The organism is Vreelandella populi (assembly GCF_003989825.1).
In the GTDB taxonomy this organism is placed as follows: domain Bacteria; phylum Pseudomonadota; class Gammaproteobacteria; order Pseudomonadales; family Halomonadaceae; genus Vreelandella; species Vreelandella populi.
In genome coordinates, this window is the sequence record NZ_RZHE01000004.1 from 180,072 (window position 1) to 195,806 (window position 15,735).

Consider the following 15,735-nt stretch of genomic DNA (forward strand, 5'->3'; position numbering starts at 1 on the left):
AAAACCAAATAGCGAGGAAACGCACTTAAACTGCACTCTAGCCAATCAAATGAGTAATTCTGCCTTGGAAAGGCTAACGTGTGTACCAACGCCGCACCGACCAAGTCATCTTTAGTCATTAAACGAATAACCAATTTTTTCTCCTGATCAAAACAAAAAGCAGCCAACTCGATATATAAAAACAGTGAATCCTATATTTATTGAAAATTTATTATTTCGTAATGGCGCTCCGCGTTACGGTTAGCTTGCCCCAATCGGAGCTTGCCACACGCCACTGATGGTGCTCGAAAGCGCTCTGGTCCGCAAACTCCTCAAAAACGTCAAAACGACAGGGGTCATTTTTGTTCTGAACGACTTTGAACGTGATACAGCCAGGTTTTTCAAGAGTAAGGCAACAATAATTGGCCAATTCCCGATTAACAACCTCGATTTCGTTATTTGGAACCTGAATATAACCTTGCAACACGACCCTACTCATACCGACTACCTAAAAGAAATTGATTAAAAGGTCCGTTAAAGGTCTTGTTGATAACGGGCTTCCATAGCCTCTTGCGATTCAGGCACCTCTTTTATGCCAAGCTGGTCGTTAACCATACTTCCCAGCGTAGGTAACGTATCCCGGGCAATAACCGAATCGGGTGACCAGAGCTTCGAGCGCATTAACGATTTTGCGCAATGCAGGAATACTTCTTTAACACTGATTTCGATGCAAGCTTTAGGCGGATTCTTATCGCCTGAGAACAGCGCCAAATATTCAGTTTGGGTAGTAATACGTGCCTTGCCATTGACTCTAAGAGTTTCCTTAACACCCGGTATTAAAAATAAGCATCCTACTTTTCCAGTTTCCACCACATTCAGCATCGTGTCTAAGCGATTATTACCTTTACTGTCGGGTATCACGATACAGTTCTTATTGATGACTTTCACAAAACCAGGGCTTCCTCCACGAGGCGAACAATCTGGGGCCCCCGATTTTGAATAGGTCGAAAGCAGTACAAATGGCGAGTAAGCAATAAACTGGTTGGAATGATACTCCAAAAAACTTATCTGCTTATCTATAGCACGCTGTTTTGGTCGCCATAAAGCCCCCTCAGCTCTTCTTCGGAATCAATGTACATATCCCACCTTGAATTGAATTCGCTTATCAAAAAAAGACCCATAATATCGCCTCATGGTTACAAAAAAATAACCTAATCAAGGCTAAATAAAGCCAATGCGAGAGGCCAGCTTCCAGTAGAAGCTGGATGGAAGATGCGGTAGTCAATTTCTAGCTAATTCACGATTGCCCCAAAGCAGCTTGACGACGTGCCCTTTCGCCCACGGTAAACAGCTACGATGCTGTAGCCGCTTGCTCCAGAATAAAAGCAGCATCGTAGTTGGCAGATAACCGTTATCAAATGGTTACCCGCGGGGCGAATGTTTTGATTACTTCACAAGTAAACGCCTATACGGAAAAACCCACTAGACTGAAGTTGGCGCAGCGCTATTGAACAGCCGATAGACCTGATAAGCCAACGCCCTATAAATGGTCAGTGTGTCAGTACATAAACAAGGATGGTTATGGCCGCTTCTTTTACCCTTTTAATTGCACGCAAGGCGCTTCGAGCGTGTGGTCAGTTACTCTTACTGCTGGGTATGCTTTTGGGAGTGTCGGTTCACGCCGAAGAGAGTGCTCCCCTACCTGCTAACCCCGGCGGCGTAGCCCCCGATAATGCTCAGATTGAAACCACCCCGTCACCACTTAAGGATGAAGAGATTCGTCAACGTATCAGCGGCATTTTCTCTGAAATCGATGGGCTCGGGGCAGTCGAGGTCAGCGTTACCCAAGGAGTCGTAACGCTTGCAGGAGAAACGGCCAACGACAGAAAAGCCCAGCAGGCAGTCGGCCTGGCCAATCGATTGACCGACGTGGTGACAGTGGGCGACCAGATCGAGCGCACGCTGGATGTTCAGGATAATGTCGCCACCGCCTACCAGGGCTTACGGGCGCGGGGCCAGAACCTGCTCAGGGCGTTGCCTCTTTTATTGGTGGGCTTTGTGATATTTGGCCTGGTCGCCTGGTTCGGCGCCTGGCTATCCAACCGAAAGAACCTGTGGCAACGGCTGACGCCCAACTCCTTTGTGGCCGAGTTATTGGCACAAACCATCAAGGTAATTTTCATTATCCTAGGGCTTATCATGGCATTAAGCCTGATAGGCGCCGAGACGGTGATCGGCACCCTGCTGGGCGGCGCTGGGGTGATCGGTATTGCCATTGGCTTTGCCGTCAAGGACACGATCGAAAACTACATTGCTTCCTTGATGCTCAGCATCCGCCAACCCTTTCAGGCGCGTGATCATGTAGTCATCAACGATAGGGAAGGCATCGTGGTCCGCCTGACCTCGCGCGCCACCATTCTCATGACGCTGGAGGGGAACCAGCTACGCATTCCCAACGCCGACGTTTTCAAGGGCATCATTCTCAATTACACCCAAAACCCGGAACGTCGCTTCAATTTCGAGCTGGGCGTGGACGCCAATGACGACCCCCTGGCCGCCATCAAGGTAGTCCTCGATGCTCTGCAGGCATTGGAGTTCGTGCTGAACGAGCCCAAGGCCGTAGGCGTTATCAAAAACGTTGGCGACTCCAATATCGTGCTGGAGTTTCTGGGATGGGTAGACCAGTCCACGACCGACTTCGGCAAGGCACGCAGCATTGCCATTCGTGAAACCAAGCACGCTCTGGAAAACCAGGGGTTCAGCTTACCGGAGCCAATCTACCGCTTGAGTTTCAATCCTGAGCTTGAACACGCACTGGCACACTTTCAGGGCGACAGCGCAGGTTCACTCAACCCTGACGTGGCGCTGACACCGGCCACGCCTGATTCTCAAACAGCCATTCGGCCTAATACAATTGATGGTAGAGATAAACAGCAGGCCAAAGCGCGTGCGAAGCAGATATTGCGCGGCCACGAAGCGGATGAGGTGCTGGATGCCCGCCCGGACGAAAGGCTGATGAAAAAGGTAGAACAGGAAATTGCGGAAAATTCCAATGAAACCGATTTATTGAATAAGAATTCTCCGCGAGAGTAACCATGATCTATGCAGCAAAAAATTAACGATCAAAAATGCTTTTGAATACCCTGATTTTCGGGGGTATCGTTGAGCTTAGGGTAAGCTCTACCATTTAAACACTACGTACAGCCGCAGCGCATCTTGATGCTGCATACCATTTTCAAAAATGGGTTCAGGGTAATGATCTAAAAAATGGTTTTTAACTACCCGATCAACCCTGAACCCATGGCGCTGATAATAGGTAAGCTGATACCCAAAGGTGCCAGTACTTAACTCCACCCGCTGCATATTCTTGTTTTTCAGCTCACCCAAGGCGAAGCGCAGCAGGCCAGAGCCCAACCCTTGCTGCTGGAATTGTGGATATACCGCGATATTGAATATTTCAGCAGTGTTGTTACTGATGGCCTTTGCGACACACGCCCCGGCAATTTTTCCATCAAGTTTTGCAGCAAAGCACCAAGCGCCATCTAAGTAAGACGCGATGTTCTGCTCAGAAGGATCTGCTTCGAGTAAAAGCTGGATGGGAACAGCGCTGGCATTGACCTCTAGATAGTCCATTCTTATCTCAAGCCCATAACGCCAGAGTTCAGTGATATCGAGTTGCAGCGTTCATGGCCACGAATATTGGCTACCTGTGTATTCTAGAATTTCGTAAGAATAGGCATACTTGAACGCGCCTGTGATGTCGATTCCTGAAAGTTCTTTACGCAATTCAGCCGTTATCGCATTAAGGGTCCTTCCCTTACGCGCCGCCTCTTCAATATTGGATTGAGTAGATAGATAGCCGATCAGCGGTTCAAGCGTAAACTCTATTGGAAGCCATCCGCTTTCACTGGCAATAACGGAAAGCCCTTCATCATCTGCCAGCGTCATATCATCAAATCGATTACGTGGCGGAGATGGGTAGCGCTTAAAATACTCGTTACGAAGCCAATTATTAAACTGTTCAGAGGTGGTATGGCCCGCGAATGCGAAATTATAAATGAGCCAGACAGCCCCAGGGTTGGACGCGGCTTTATAGGAGGCAATCGCCCGCGTGTCATCAAACCAATGAAACGCCATACACGTAGAGATGAGGTCGAAACGACCTTGTTGGGGAAGGTCAGTGTAGTCCGCTTTTCTAACAGAGAGGCCACGCTTTTGCGCTATTGCCAGCATCTCATCGGATGAATCAATACCAATCACCTTCTGGCCAATAGCTAGCAGTGGAACGGTAGAATCACCGGTGCCACATGCCACATCAACCACACGTTCAAAGTGCCTACCCTGCAAATGCTGCTGTATTTTTTGAACGACAGCTTGATGGGTTTTGGGTCGATATTGATCGTACCGCTCACCCATACCACTCTCTGTGAAGTACTGGGTCATGTGTGTTCCCTGTGCAGCTGGTGGTTAGCTGGCGGTATGCTTACCTATGACAAACAGCCTCTATATTGTAGCCATCCAATTCGAGAATAAAGGCTGCATAATAGTTTGCATGGTAGTTAGGCCTGTAACCCGGCGCGCCATTACATTGGCCACCACACTTTATTGCCGCCTCGTAGAAGGCGTTAACTTCATCATGTGTTTTGGCGCGAAAAGCGATATGGCTTCTGGGTGAATGAGGCGTTGCTTCTGAAATCCAAAAATCACCTCCAGGATCATCGCCCATACTTTCTTGCGAGCCAAACCCTGCGGATGTGCCAAAATCCAAGCAGATTTTGTAGCCGAGAGTTTTAAGAACCTCTTTATAAAACGCTCTACTCGTCGCAATGCTAGATACGTTGATTCCTGTGTGATCAATCATTATTCAAATGCCTATCGCTGTTTCGCTGACGGTGTCCAGCACCAAAATTCCTTCGGCTTCTGAATGCAATTGAGCAAGCAGCTCACCATGGGCATTCCAAGCAGCCGACTGACCGACGCTGATAAAATCATCGCAGGGCCCAACACAGTTTGCCATGATCACCGACATACTATGCCGCTTCGCCACTTCTGGATAATGCACCATGGCCTTGGCAAGTCCACCGGCTGGCTTGGCAACGCTTGCCAAGTAGATATCCGCAGACATCGCCGCTACCTCGTCCGCGTGGCTCATTTGAAGCGATTCATAACAGATAGCAGGCGCCAACTTATAGTCATCGTGCTCAATTACTAACTGCTTATTACCTGGTACAAAATAAGAAGTTTCATCGATATGTAACTGCTGTTTTGCGTAAAGACGACGGGGTGTGCCCGGCGAGAACCACACCATGCCAATCTGTACTCCCATATCAACGACAATAGGCATACCAACGCCGATGAGCATATTATGCTGTGCGCTACATTCCTGAAGCACATCCAACCGATGATCCGCCCACCCAATCGCTAGCGAACTTGCAAGACGCGGTTCAAATCCGGTAAGTGAAAGTTCTGGAAAGAAAACGACCTCAGCCTGCTGAGCTGCCGCCCGTTGTATAAATTTAAGATGTTTAGAGAGATTAGCCTCTATATCTCCAGTGACGGGGTGCAACTGCGCGGCACATAGCTTCATTATTGAAGTCCTTTAATCCAAACCTACCGCCGCCCGATAATATGGGGAACCTAATTTATTGGACGATGGGTGCCAAAGGCACCCGATCATCTTTACACAGTAATGCACTGCTGATTACAACGCATCGCGATTTAAATTACGCTCTGCCGGTATATCACTCAGATACTCCACAAACTCCACCTCAAACCCGGCCGGGTCAACGAAGTAAACGTTTTTACGAAACGGCTCGGTGGCACCCGGTTTAGCAACAGCAAAGCCCGCGTTATTTAATCGAGCCACTACGGCATCCAGGTTATCGGTCACATAAGCAAAGTGAGCCAAACCAACATTATGGCCTTCCAAAGCACGGTTTTGTCCTTCGCCATGATCGCTTAACGCCAGGTAATGCCGGTCATCACCAAAGTGCACCCACTTGCGCGGTTTGCCGTACCACTCGCCATGCCCCTCATCGCGTATATGCCAGTGAGGGAAAGCGGCGCGGTAAAAAACCAGCATGGCATCCATATCAGCAATGACCAGATTCACGTGTTCCAAGTACATGTTGTTCTCCTTGCGTGGGTTCGGATAAAAGGTTAAAACCTCAACCTAAGTTGAGGTAAAGTTTTTTTTGAACCAGCAGAAAAAAATGGAGCGAAAATGGCGGAGGCGAATTGGAGTGTCGGCAAGGTAGCCAAGCGCTGCGGCATTAATATCAGCGCCCTGCACTTCTATGAGCAGCAAGGGCTGATCCAGAGCTCGCGCAATCCGGGCAATCAGCGGCGTTATAAACCAGAAGTGCTAAGGCGCATATCAGTAATCAAAGCCGCGCAGAAGGTTGGCGTCAGCCTGGACGAGATCAAGAAAGCTTTCGAGTCACTGCCCAATAACCGCACACCCACGGTGGAAGACTGGCAGCAGCTTTCCAGGAATTGGCAGCGCATGCTGGATGGCCGTATTGCCTACCTGCAAACGCTGCGTAATAACTTGAGCGGCTGTATTGGCTGCGGGTGTTTGAGCATGACCAACTGTCCGCTGTATAACCCGGATGATCAACTGGCTGAGCTGGGTAGCGGACCGGTGCTTTTGGATCAGGCGGAGGAGAATGCTCGGTTATAGTCTAAAAACCCTTATCTATGTTGGATGAAGTACTTTATTTGTTTCTATAAAAAGCTATTTGATAAAACTAGTTATGACCCAATGCACGGCACTCAAAATGAATAAAATAAGATTATAAAAAGCACTATAGCAAATTACTTAGAATTCATTGTAATGAATGCTTTAAGTTCATTACATAAATCGCCATTCAATACTATCAAGTCAGTTTCACTATTCGAGCAACGAACGGCTGCTTTTACGCTATACTGCATCACTTTTTCTTTTCGACACACTTTACGACACCCTGTCAGAGCTTCCCATGCCCTTTGCAAAACTAGGCTTATCCAGTCCTCTGGTTCAAGCGATTACCGAACTAGGCTACAAAACGCCAACGCCCATCCAGGAACAAGCGATTCCTGTCATTCTCTCGGGCAAGGACCTAGTCGCCACCGCCCAGACCGGAACGGGCAAAACCGGGGCCTTCGTTCTGCCTTTGCTGGAACGCTTCAGTACGGCAGGCGAACTACGCGGCAAACGCATCCGCGCGCTGATACTGGTGCCGACCCGTGAGCTGGCGGTTCAGGTCGAAGCCAGCGTGGCGCAATACGCAAAACACCTGAATTTAACGTCCATGGCCGCGTACGGGGGCGTAGATACCGCACCACAGAAAGAGCGCTTGATAGAAGGGATCGATATTCTCGTCGCCACGCCGGGCAGATTGCTGGATTTGGCTCATCAGCGTGCGGTGCACTTCGATGAACTTGAAGTCATGGTGTTGGACGAAGCGGACAGAATGGTCGACATGGGCTTTGTCGATGATATTCACAAGGTCATCGTGCGTCTGCCGGAAAAACGTCAGAACCTGTTGTTCACGGCCACAATGACCAATGAGGTTCGGGCGCTGGCTTTTGACTTTTCAGACAGCAAGAAGACCGAGCTGGCGGCGGACATCTCCATTTCTCCCAACGTCCGCGCCGCCGCCAGCATCAAGCAATGGCTCATCACGGTCGATAAGGACACCAAGTCCGCCCTGTTGAGCCATTTGATCAACGAGAATGAGTGGGATCAGGCGCTGATTTTCGTCGAGAAAAAACACAGCGCGGCCAAGCTGGTTGCCCAACTGGAAAAACGCGGCATCACCGCGGATTCCATCCATGGCGGCAGAAGCCAGGCGATGCGCGAAACGGTATTGGGTCAGTTCAAATCCGGCGAACTCAAGTATCTGGTCGCGACAGGGGTTGCCGCGCGCGGCCTGGATATTGGGGAACTGAGCCGTGTGGTGAATTACGATTTACCCTTTCCGGCAGAAGAGTACATCCACCGTATTGGCCGAACCGGCCGTGCGGGTGCCACGGGTGAAGCCATCTCCCTGGTCGACATCAGTGACTTCAAGAACCTTTGTGCCATTGAAAAGCGGTTAAACAATATTATCGAGCGCAAAGAAGTTGAAGGCTTTCCGGTTCAAAAGGCAGTACCTGTTTCACACCTGAACCATGTAAAAAAAGATAAACGTTAATACTGAACCAGAAGCTCACCTTTTGAACGAATAAAAGGGTGAGCTTCACTACTACAGCTACAGCTTTTGCAATCAGGATCCATTTCAGCAGCACATGAGTAAACGCTGAGCCATCAACGTTTCCCCTAACCTCTAGGCGGGTGAAAACGCATCCAGCAGCTCGGCATTGGTCGGGTATTTCTCCAATAGCTCAAACAGCTTCTGCGCCCCTTCGATTGGTTTGAGCTGTGTCAACGCTCGACGCAATGTCCGTACTTTTTCGATATCCTTAGCATCAATCAAAAGCTCTTCTCGGCGGGTGCTGCTCTTGGCGATATCGATGGCCGGAAAAATCCGTTGATTGGCCACTTCGCGTGACAGCACGATCTCCATATTGCCCGTGCCCTTGAACTCCTCGAAAATCACCTGATCCATACGGCTTCCCGTATCCACCAGCACGGTGGCCAGAATGGTGAGCGACCCGCCGTTTTCGATCTTTCGCGCGGCGCCGAACAGCTTTCGGGGTATTTCCATCGCTCGGCTATCTAACCCACCGGACATGGTACGGCCATTGCCCCGCTGCTCGGCGTTATGAACGCGCGAAAGCCTCGTCAGCGAATCGATCACGATCATCACATCGTGCCCCTCGCCCGCTTGCCTACGCGCCGTCTCAAGAAGCTTATCGGCCATTTGCACATGATGGGTGTAGCTTTCGTCTGAAGACGATGCATGTACTTCTGCCGAGACACTGCGCTTAAAATCTGTCACTTCTTCAGGGCGCTCATCAATCAGCAAGGCATACAGCTTTATGTCAGGATGAGCTTCTGCCACGGCCTGACAGATATGTTTTAACATCGTCGTTTTGCCAGAGCCTGGCGGTGCAACAATCAACCCACGCTGGCCCATCCCGATGGGCGTAATCAAATCCATCGCCCGCACGCTGCGCTGGCTGGAACCAAGCTCTAAATGAATGCGGGGGGAAGGATGAATAGCGACGCCATTTAAAAAACGTTTTTCGGGATCGTCAGAGAATTGATCTTCCACTTCGTCGGCGGGCTTGGCGTCTATCTCTCTCTTTACCTTCAAACCTAGTATTTTTCTCGCCATAATCTCGATGGATCGCCTTGAGTAACCTGAATTTATAGAATAGCTGCATCATAGGCCAGCCGACCTGTCGCGCCGTTGCGGTATTTGGTATGGAAAACGGATAAGTCTAACTTGTGCTCAATTAGATAATACACCGCGTGCTCAAAGGTACCCGGTTGGAGCTAATTTTAGTAGTTGATCAACATCATGGCGTTCTGATCGTGGATGCAGGACTTGAAGCGCGGCATGCTGACCACTCCTCGCCTGTATTTCCGATCCTACTAAAAACTAGGCTTCAGCGGTTTTTTCTACAGTCTCAACGCCCACATTGCGGCTGGCTTAAAGCGTAGTGGAAAACCAGTTCGTCAAGAGGCGCTTGTTATGTGTATATTTTATTGTTGTAGAGGTCTACTTTCGGCCAGAAGAAGACCTGGCTGATCGCTTTAATGTGTCGATTACTGGGTGTAAGCCGCAATGCCTACTATAGGTACAGACGGCGCCATCAGAGCCAACCGCCAGCCCCTGAACACCAAGCGATGTTGGCGGCGGTCAAAGCATTGCTGAAGCGAGTGGCTACAGCTACGGGGCGAGGCGAATGAAACGGGCGCTCGATGCTTTGGGTTACCCGGTGGGCCGCAGGAAAGCCCGATCACTGATGCGCGAGGCGGGCGTTAGAGAGCGCGCTACCGTAAGAAATACAAGATCACGACCACCAGTCAGCATAAACAGCCGGTATTTGAAAATGTGCTGAAGCGAACATTTACGGTGGCGGAGCCGAATCAGGCTTATGTATCAGATATTACGTATATTTGGACGCAAGAGGGCTGGCTATATCTGGCTGTATATAGTGACCTGTTTAGTCGGCGAGTCGTGGGCTGGAGAATGGGATCGAGGATGAATGCTCGTCTGGTCACTGATGCGCTGCACATGGCCTTCTGGCAGCGGCGGCAAGCAGCAGGCTTGATCGTGCATTCAGACAGGGGATCTCAATACGCAAGCAACGCGTATCGCTGCTTGCTAACAGCCCATGGCTTTGTCGGTAGCATGAGTCGCAAAGGCGATTGCTGGGATAACGCAGTGCAGAAAGCTTTTTTGCCAGCCTTAAGAAGGAGCGTGTCCAGTGGACCCATTATCAAACCCGGACTGAGGCGCAGCAAGATATTCTGGACTATATTGCGATGTTTTATAACAGTCGGCGGCTACACTCATATTTAGATTACACCAGCCCCAATGATTACGAATCAGCAATGGCAGAACTAAAGAAAGTCGCTTAACTGGGGTGTCACAAATTGGTTGATCATTCCAAGGATATGAATCAGAGGACATAGAGATGACGTATTCCTTATCGACCAACATTCAGTTGGTGGCGCCCTCACACTCCCCGCCTCAGCAAGAGGGTAGCAAGCAGCTTTACTTCGCGCTGTTAGAGGAACGCGGCGGCATAGCGGGCCAAATCGGCGAATTGGAACGTTCCACATCGCGCTCCTTCTTGCTGGAACAACTTAACGTGGCAGCTGAGATCGACGTAGGCTTTCCCACCGAAATGCAGTCATTGCCAAGTATGTTGCTCAACGACCACGATCAAACGGCACAGCGTTACCGACACTACCTCGACGGGCGACACGCCGGCTCGCCGCGTCGCTACTTCAGCTGCCGCTCGCATGCGATGTACTTTCTTCGCACGGTTGCGCCCACGAAGCTCGTGGACGGCGCTTGGCTTTATGGCTTGCTGGAGCGCTGGCAGGACTCGCGGATCTCGCCGCTTATCCAAACCTATCTTGAAGAACTCGGCTGCGGGAATGCGCTGCAAAACCATGTGGTGCTCTACAAGCAATTGCTCGCCCGGTATGGTTGCGATAAGTGGCAAGATGGCCCCGACGAGCACTTCACTCAAGGTGCCGTGCAGCTCGCGCTGGCCCACCACGGCGATGAATTCTTACCGGAACTGATCGGTTTCAATCTCGGCTACGAGCAGTTGCCGCTGCACTTGCTCATCACTGCCTACGAACTGAACGAACTCGACATCGACCCCTACTATTTCAGCCTGCACGTGACCATCGACAATGCCTCAACCGGGCACGCGCGAAAAGCGTTGCAAAGTGTGCTCGATTGCATGCCGAGAATCGGCAATGTGGCGGAGTTTCATCGTCGCGTTGGTAACGGCTACCAGTTAAACCACGTCGGCATGGGCACCCCTCAGGCAATCAAGTCCTTCGATCTTGAGCAAGAATTGCTGCGGGTTTTCGCCGATAAGGCTTTGATCGGAGAAAAACTGCATTCGGACTATTGCCTCGTCGCGGGCCGGTCGGTGAGCGACTGGCTTTCTTCACCGGACGAGATTGCAGATCTGCTGAGGGCATTGCAATCCGCTGGATGGATCCGGCGCGGTGAGAACCCAGAGCAAAGCCGCTTCTGGCACCTGTTGATGGATGAGCAGGCGCCCATGTTCGGCGTCTTCAACGGCTACGAGCAGCAGCTTCTGCGGGACTGGATCCTGGACGATGCTGGGAAGATGTCGACGACGCGAGCCATCAACCGGTTTCGCAGGCGCCCCACCACAGAACATGTCGAGGGCGCACCCACTGCGATGCAAAGTGGCACCACAATAGCCCAAATCATAGCCCACCACGCCCGCGAGGCGCCGAGACTCGGCGCCTGCGCAGATGTTGATGCCCTTTTCCAGCAGTTGGCCGGGGTCGACTCCAAGGCGGAGGCGTTCGCAGTGTTAAGCGGGATGCTCTCGCCAGCTAACCACCCTACCCCCGCGGGCCTTGCCGCAACGAGGCTCTACACCGATCTTTTCAGCAGGTAACGTTACCATGACCAGCGATAATCTCTTGCATTTCGCGATGGCTCTCAAAGCTACCGGGTACTCATTCACCACCGTCACACCGGCGACCCACGCTCGCGTCAATTCACGGTTGAAAAATGCCTGGGCACACAACGCAACGGATGTTTTCGGTTGGAGTCGCCCCTTCCGGGAGGATGCTATATCTCCCCAACTTTTCGAGGCGATGCGCAATGCGGAGGTGCTGGTTACACAGGGCGAGGGCTGGGTCTCGCGAGTGCGTGCGTCGACGCTACGCGGTCAACTCTTTCTGCACTCGGCTTATCCGACAACGGCCTCTGACGCTATTTTCTTCGGACCAGACAGTTACCGCTTCGCCAACGCAATCGCTCAATATCTTTCAAATAACCTGGCCGGTGATGCGCGCGTCCGGCGCGCCGTCGATATCGGCTGCGGCGCCGGCCCTGGAGCTGTGATCGTGGCACTTGAACGGCCACAAGCCGACGTATTTGCTGTGGACATCAACGACATGGCCCTAAGGTATACCGCTGTTAACGCCCAGCTAGCGGGTGCACGAGTGGTGGTTCAACACTCTGATTTACTTGACGGCATTGCCGGAGACTTTGATTTAATCGTCGCCAATCCTCCTTACCTGCTCGACGCACAGGAGCGCACCTATCGGCACGGTGGCGGCAGCTTCGGCGAAGGACTTTCCTTAGCGATTGCAGGTCTGGCGCAAACGAGGCTGGCCCCCGGTGGCACGCTGCTACTTTATACGGGGACGACCATCATTGACGGCACGGATCAGTTCCTCGCGTCGCTCGCTCCAATTCTCGGTGATTCCTCCCTCGAATGGGACTACCAAGAAATCGACCCTGATGTGTTCGGCGAAGAACTGGCCGAGCCTGCCTATGCAGAAGCTGATCGCATCGCAGCGGTTTTACTCACCGCCCGCAGGACAAGGTCGTGAAGATTCTCACTAGCTGGTTCCTGCGTGGACCGAACATCTATCGCGCGTGAAGTTTCCACATTACCCAGTGCGAACTAAGAGCGGAGGAATGATGACAAAAGAGTCCAGCGATGCTTTAGGCGAACCGCGCACCGGTCACCTCGTGATCGTGGGCGGCCACGAGAACCGTATAAGTGACAAGGTCATTCTTGAGCGCTTTGTTGAACTGGCCGAAGACCCAGAGGCGAATATCTTCTTGCTCACCGCGGCAAGCGACGAGCACGATGAAATGAAGGGTATTTACGAAAAGGCCTTCACCAAGCTCGGCGTGAGCCACCTGACGACGTCGAACATAAAAACTCGCGAGGATGCCTGGAACGATGCGACAGCGGCCTAGGTTTTCGAAGCGGACGACATCTTTATGACCGGTGGCGACCAGAAGCACCTGATGGCCCTGATTGGCGGTACCCGCATCGACCAAGCAATGCGTCGCGCATTATTTGAACGGGGAGCTTGCATCGGCGGCACCAGTGCCGGGGCTTCAGCCATGTCGGAGCACATGCTCTTCGATGGTACAGATGACTTACTGACGCCCTTCTAAGTGTCAAGTGGCGATTTGCGTCTGGTTGATCTCCCGATGACGGCTGCGCAGCACATAATAGAGCTCCCGGGCAATATAGCGTTTCAGGCATCGGCTGGCTTCCAGCTTGGAGTGGCCCTCTGCCACCCGCCGGGCAATGTATGCCTGTGTGTCGGCATCCAAGCGTAGTCGCCCGATGGCGATGATATGCAGCGCACTATTTCATGATGCTATAAACCTAACTTCGGTCACCGGCGGTTGTTTAGAGGTTCTCACGATAATGGTGGCCGTCGTCCGCTTTCGGCCAGAAGCGGACGTTGAGGCAATGCTGATATAACGCCCGCATTTGCGGCTGGTTTGGAGCGCAGTGGAAAACCAGTCCGGCAACATGCGCTTGTTATGTTTTATCATTCCAATGGTCTGCCCCTTCAAGTAGGACTTCGATTGTTTCTTTGTTCTTACTGGGATAAACCCCGTTTTCTTGTAGCAGAACCAATAATGGCTCAATTGACAATGCTGATGAGTAGCCTAGTTCTTCTGATTGATTATTCATAACTAAGGACTCAGTAAGTACGCCTAGTAAAAAACCATATTCGCTTATTACTGGCCCTCCACTATAACCACCTCGGCCCATGTTAGATATTATGAAGTGAGGGTGTGGGCCATTATACTTATCCACAACTGCATTTACCTCACCCTCCGATGCGAGTAAAACCGGTCTATTAGAAAAGGGAATAGGAGGGAACCCCATCAGTAAAACCTTAGAGAGCACCAATTCATCACCAATCCAGTCATCTAGATGTCCACCAATCTCTATATGATCAGTTTGCTCAAACCCTTCGGGTGAGCCCACAATGGTTGTTTTAATGAGGTAGTGGGAAAGGTCCAAGTTGGTTTTTATTATTGCTAAATCAATTTTTTCATCGCTGTGACAAATGACTTTTTCTATCTCCAGATTCTGGCCGCAATATTCTGAAACTATCTCTTCGATTTCACCGTCATTGATAACATGCGCTGCCGTAGCAAGCCATCCATCACCAATATGAAACGCTGACCCATTACTCAAGTCACCTGCTTCTGTCCTCACAGTAATTCGAACCATTGAGTATTTATAGGTTTGAAATAAGTGTGTGAAGTTGCTCACGATACTTCCTTAAAACATAACAGTGATTATACATCCTTCTACATAACCTGAATGAACCCGACGGCGCATTCATTCAGGTTATGCCGCCTTTCATTCACGATCTATCCCATTGAAATTAAATGAAATGAAGTATAAATAGGCAGCGTAACATAGATTATCGTGCCGGCTGCATAACACGGCTGAATCAGCATGCCGCTTTCGCCGGGAGGGCCGCTTTGGGTCGGAAGCAGACTGTTCGCTGCAGCACATAACAGTAATTATATAGCCAGCCAAAAACACCACAACCCATTATTTTATATAGCCATACACTAAGAATATGGCTACATACCCAAAGCTCGCATGCCCGCTCGTTTTGCCTATCCAATCATACTCTATTGATAAATTTTACTTAGGTCACAGTTGAAATTTGATGCATTGGGTAGCAATAGGCCTGAGGTGAGGTATTAGTTTTGGTGCCGTTATCATCGCGCGCTAAATCGTGCTCCTACGGGGGTGGCGGTGGCTCATTCTGGAAAGGTAGGCTGCAGGCCGTGGTGAGCCTGCAGGTATTTCAGGGCTTAGCTTACGCTTTCAACACGTACTTGAGAGTTTCAACCACTTGATCGGTAGTGGTGCACCAAGCCTGTGCCCCGGCATCTACTTCCTTGAGCGGGTGAACGATGTCATCGCTGTGCAGGGTAATGTAGGGCTTGGCGAGTGCGGAGCAGTAACCCGCATCGAACGCGGCATTCCACTGCTTGTACTTGTCGCCGAAGCGCACGACGGCCAAATCGCTTTGCTCGATCAGCGTGCGGGTGCGGATGGCGTTGATCTTGGAGGATTGGTGGTCGCGCCAGAACGGGTTGCTCTGCTCGCCCAGGTGATCGCCGGCAGCGTCACTGGCGTCGTGGTCGGTGACCGGAGCGGTAAACACGATATCCAAGCCTTCGGCTTCTGCGCCGCGCTGGATCTCGTCGCGCCAGTCGGTGTGGATCTCGCCGGAAAGGTAAACGTAAAAGCTCATGGCTTGCTCCTTAAATGATGGCTATCAATTAACTAGATAAAGTCATTTTA

Annotated in this window: 17 protein-coding genes and 2 pseudogenes; 8 read left to right on the plus strand and 11 right to left on the minus strand. The window is 51.0% G+C overall.

The window, feature by feature from the left end; genetic code table 11:
- Nucleotides 1-211: 211 nt before the first annotated feature.
- Complete coding sequence (locus ELY25_RS03960; protein ID WP_236995640.1) at nucleotides 212-478, minus strand: putative quinol monooxygenase; 267 nt, start codon at nucleotides 476-478, stop codon at nucleotides 212-214.
- A 35-nt stretch (nucleotides 479-513) separates the two neighbouring features.
- Nucleotides 514-1,038 (minus strand): MSMEG_1061 family FMN-dependent PPOX-type flavoprotein, encoded by a 525-nt coding sequence (locus ELY25_RS03965; RefSeq protein ID WP_236995641.1) that lies wholly within the window; start codon nucleotides 1,036-1,038, stop codon nucleotides 514-516.
- A gap of 522 nt (nucleotides 1,039-1,560) precedes the next feature.
- Between ELY25_RS03965 and ELY25_RS03970 the strand changes: the two genes are divergently transcribed.
- Nucleotides 1,561-3,072 (plus strand): mechanosensitive ion channel family protein, encoded by a 1,512-nt coding sequence (locus ELY25_RS03970; protein ID WP_126949990.1) that lies wholly within the window; start codon nucleotides 1,561-1,563, stop codon nucleotides 3,070-3,072.
- A gap of 87 nt (nucleotides 3,073-3,159) precedes the next feature.
- Here the strand turns inward: ELY25_RS03970 and ELY25_RS03975 are convergent, their stop codons facing one another.
- The 5 genes from ELY25_RS03975 to ELY25_RS03995 form a co-directional block, all read right to left on the minus strand.
- A complete protein-coding gene (locus ELY25_RS03975; RefSeq protein WP_126949991.1) occupies nucleotides 3,160-3,612 on the minus strand; it encodes a GNAT family N-acetyltransferase in 453 nt (150 codons plus the stop codon).
- 51 nt (nucleotides 3,613-3,663) lie between these two features.
- Complete coding sequence (locus tag ELY25_RS03980; protein WP_126949992.1) at nucleotides 3,664-4,422, minus strand: class I SAM-dependent methyltransferase; 759 nt, start codon at nucleotides 4,420-4,422, stop codon at nucleotides 3,664-3,666.
- Between the two features lie 40 nt (nucleotides 4,423-4,462).
- Nucleotides 4,463-4,840, minus strand: coding sequence for a VOC family protein (locus tag ELY25_RS03985; RefSeq protein WP_126949993.1), 378 nt, complete (start codon nucleotides 4,838-4,840; stop codon nucleotides 4,463-4,465).
- Between the two features lie 3 nt (nucleotides 4,841-4,843).
- The gene (locus ELY25_RS03990; RefSeq protein ID WP_126949994.1) at nucleotides 4,844-5,566 is read right to left on the minus strand and encodes a carbon-nitrogen hydrolase family protein; all 723 of its coding nucleotides are present in this window, start codon (nucleotides 5,564-5,566) and stop codon (nucleotides 4,844-4,846) included.
- Between the two features lie 114 nt (nucleotides 5,567-5,680).
- On the minus strand, nucleotides 5,681-6,106 hold the full coding sequence (locus ELY25_RS03995; RefSeq protein WP_126949995.1) for a VOC family protein: 426 nt from the start codon (nucleotides 6,104-6,106) through the stop codon (nucleotides 5,681-5,683).
- A 96-nt stretch (nucleotides 6,107-6,202) separates the two neighbouring features.
- Between ELY25_RS03995 and soxR the strand changes: the two genes are divergently transcribed.
- Both soxR and ELY25_RS04005 read left to right on the plus strand, forming a co-directional pair.
- Nucleotides 6,203-6,661 (plus strand): redox-sensitive transcriptional activator SoxR, encoded by a 459-nt coding sequence (gene soxR / locus ELY25_RS04000; protein WP_126949996.1) that lies wholly within the window; start codon nucleotides 6,203-6,205, stop codon nucleotides 6,659-6,661.
- Nucleotides 6,662-6,959: 298 nt separating this feature from the next.
- Nucleotides 6,960-8,156: a DEAD/DEAH box helicase gene (locus ELY25_RS04005; protein WP_126949997.1), complete on the plus strand. Its 1,197-nt coding sequence runs from the start codon at nucleotides 6,960-6,962 to the stop codon at nucleotides 8,154-8,156.
- 132 nt (nucleotides 8,157-8,288) lie between these two features.
- Here the strand turns inward: ELY25_RS04005 and rho are convergent, their stop codons facing one another.
- Entirely contained in the window at nucleotides 8,289-9,242 is a 954-nt protein-coding gene (rho, locus tag ELY25_RS04010) for a transcription termination factor Rho (protein ID WP_126949998.1), read from the minus strand.
- Nucleotides 9,243-9,643: 401 nt separating this feature from the next.
- Between rho and ELY25_RS17975 the strand changes: the two are divergent.
- From ELY25_RS17975 to ELY25_RS04045, 5 genes and pseudogenes are all read left to right on the plus strand, one after another.
- Nucleotides 9,644-10,495: pseudogene (locus ELY25_RS17975) on the plus strand (IS3 family transposase); the annotation flags it as partial.
- Between the two features lie 56 nt (nucleotides 10,496-10,551).
- On the plus strand, nucleotides 10,552-12,033 hold the full coding sequence (locus ELY25_RS04030) for an iron-containing redox enzyme family protein (RefSeq protein WP_126950000.1): 1,482 nt from the start codon (nucleotides 10,552-10,554) through the stop codon (nucleotides 12,031-12,033).
- Between the two features lie 7 nt (nucleotides 12,034-12,040).
- Nucleotides 12,041-12,979, plus strand: a complete 939-nt coding sequence (locus ELY25_RS04035; protein ID WP_126950001.1) for a methyltransferase — start codon at nucleotides 12,041-12,043, stop codon at nucleotides 12,977-12,979.
- Between the two features lie 88 nt (nucleotides 12,980-13,067).
- Nucleotides 13,068-13,355 carry a type 1 glutamine amidotransferase family protein gene (locus tag ELY25_RS04040; RefSeq protein WP_126950002.1) on the plus strand — a complete coding sequence of 96 codons (288 nt, stop codon included), beginning with the start codon at nucleotides 13,068-13,070 and terminating at the stop codon, nucleotides 13,353-13,355.
- Nucleotides 13,356-13,373: 18 nt separating this feature from the next.
- Nucleotides 13,374-13,559 carry a Type 1 glutamine amidotransferase-like domain-containing protein gene (locus ELY25_RS04045; protein ID WP_260579412.1) on the plus strand — a complete coding sequence of 62 codons (186 nt, stop codon included), beginning with the start codon at nucleotides 13,374-13,376 and terminating at the stop codon, nucleotides 13,557-13,559.
- 3 nt (nucleotides 13,560-13,562) lie between these two features.
- Here ELY25_RS04045 and ELY25_RS04050 read toward each other — a convergent pair.
- The 3 genes and pseudogenes from ELY25_RS04050 to ELY25_RS04060 form a co-directional block, all read right to left on the minus strand.
- Nucleotides 13,563-13,760: pseudogene (locus ELY25_RS04050) on the minus strand (IS110 family transposase); the annotation flags it as partial.
- Nucleotides 13,761-13,935: 175 nt separating this feature from the next.
- Nucleotides 13,936-14,682 (minus strand): S1 family peptidase, encoded by a 747-nt coding sequence (locus tag ELY25_RS04055; protein ID WP_126950004.1) that lies wholly within the window; start codon nucleotides 14,680-14,682, stop codon nucleotides 13,936-13,938.
- Between the two features lie 562 nt (nucleotides 14,683-15,244).
- The gene (locus tag ELY25_RS04060) at nucleotides 15,245-15,685 is read right to left on the minus strand and encodes a YtoQ family protein (protein WP_126950005.1); all 441 of its coding nucleotides are present in this window, start codon (nucleotides 15,683-15,685) and stop codon (nucleotides 15,245-15,247) included.
- Nucleotides 15,686-15,735: the final 50 nt, after the last annotated feature.

Coding starts and splice junctions, on each gene's coding strand:
- ELY25_RS04030 (WP_126950000.1), top strand. CDS start 10,552: ATGACGTATTCCTTATCGACCAACATTCAGTTGGTGGCGCCCTCACAC.
- ELY25_RS04060 (WP_126950005.1), bottom strand. CDS start 15,685: ATGAGCTTTTACGTTTACCTTTCCGGCGAGATCCACACCGACTGGCGC.
- ELY25_RS04005 (WP_126949997.1), top strand. CDS start 6,960: ATGCCCTTTGCAAAACTAGGCTTATCCAGTCCTCTGGTTCAAGCGATT.
- ELY25_RS03985 (WP_126949993.1), bottom strand. CDS start 4,840: ATGATTGATCACACAGGAATCAACGTATCTAGCATTGCGACGAGTAGA.
- ELY25_RS03995 (WP_126949995.1), bottom strand. CDS start 6,106: ATGTACTTGGAACACGTGAATCTGGTCATTGCTGATATGGATGCCATG.
- ELY25_RS03970 (WP_126949990.1), top strand. CDS start 1,561: ATGGCCGCTTCTTTTACCCTTTTAATTGCACGCAAGGCGCTTCGAGCG.
- soxR (WP_126949996.1), top strand. CDS start 6,203: ATGGCGGAGGCGAATTGGAGTGTCGGCAAGGTAGCCAAGCGCTGCGGC.
- ELY25_RS04035 (WP_126950001.1), top strand. CDS start 12,041: ATGACCAGCGATAATCTCTTGCATTTCGCGATGGCTCTCAAAGCTACC.
- ELY25_RS03990 (WP_126949994.1), bottom strand. CDS start 5,566: ATGAAGCTATGTGCCGCGCAGTTGCACCCCGTCACTGGAGATATAGAG.
- ELY25_RS04040 (WP_126950002.1), top strand. CDS start 13,068: ATGATGACAAAAGAGTCCAGCGATGCTTTAGGCGAACCGCGCACCGGT.
- rho (WP_126949998.1), bottom strand. CDS start 9,242: ATGGCGAGAAAAATACTAGGTTTGAAGGTAAAGAGAGAGATAGACGCC.
- ELY25_RS03960 (WP_236995640.1), bottom strand. CDS start 478: ATGAGTAGGGTCGTGTTGCAAGGTTATATTCAGGTTCCAAATAACGAA.
- ELY25_RS03975 (WP_126949991.1), bottom strand. CDS start 3,612: ATGGACTATCTAGAGGTCAATGCCAGCGCTGTTCCCATCCAGCTTTTA.
- ELY25_RS03980 (WP_126949992.1), bottom strand. CDS start 4,422: ATGACCCAGTACTTCACAGAGAGTGGTATGGGTGAGCGGTACGATCAA.